This window comes from Klebsiella sp. 28 (assembly GCF_018223905.1).
Classification (GTDB): Bacteria; Pseudomonadota; Gammaproteobacteria; order Enterobacterales; family Enterobacteriaceae; genus Klebsiella; species Klebsiella pneumoniae.
Window position 1 is genome coordinate 1 of sequence record NZ_JAGRQY010000262.1, and the last position, 710, is coordinate 710.

Here is a 710-nt window from a genome sequence, read left to right on the forward strand (position 1 = left end):
ACTGATCCCTTTTCCCGGCCGGGATGAGCGCGGCCGGGAAAAGGGATCAGTAGCGGGAGGGCATGCCTTCGGGGCGGGTTTTGAAGCGACGATGGAGCCACATATACTGTTCCGGGGCCATCATGATGCACTGCTCAACGATCTTGTTCATCCACGCGGCGGTGGTTTCCGCGTCGTCCAGCGGCGGGGAACACTCTGGCGGCAGGATAATCAGTTCATAACCTTTACCGTTCGGTTTGCGGCGCGGGACGAAGGGCACGATGCAGGCTTTGGACATTTTCGCCAGCATCCAGGTGCCGGAGGTGGTCGCCGCCTGGTCGACCGCAAACAGTGGGGCGAAGACGCTGGCGGTCGGGCCGTAATCGTGATCCGGTGCGTACCACACCACTTCGCCTTTTTTCAGTGCCCGGATCATGCCTTTCAGATCCTTACGGTCAATCATATCCTTGTTGGAGCGCAAGCGACCCCAGGTCTGCAGCCAGTCGATCACCGGGTTGTCGTTGGGGCGATAGACGCCAATCCCCGGCTCGTTCATACCGAACATCCGCGCTCCCATCTCGAGAGTGAGGAAATGAATACCGATCAGCAGAATGCCGCGCTGCTGCGCCTGCACATCGCGAATATGCTCAAAGCCGATGGTGTCGGTCCAGCGGGCGATACGGCGAACCGGCCAGAACCAGGCCATACCGGTCTCCATCAGCCCCATGCCC

At 60.4% G+C, this 710-nt stretch carries 1 protein-coding gene; it reads right to left on the minus strand.

All coding sequences use genetic code 11. The annotated features are described in order from the left end of the window. Window positions 1–46: 46 nt before the first annotated feature. On the minus strand, window positions 47–710 hold a 664-nt coding region (gene lpxL / locus KHQ28_RS27815), incomplete at its 5' end, for an LpxL/LpxP family Kdo(2)-lipid IV(A) lauroyl/palmitoleoyl acyltransferase (RefSeq protein ID WP_211777775.1).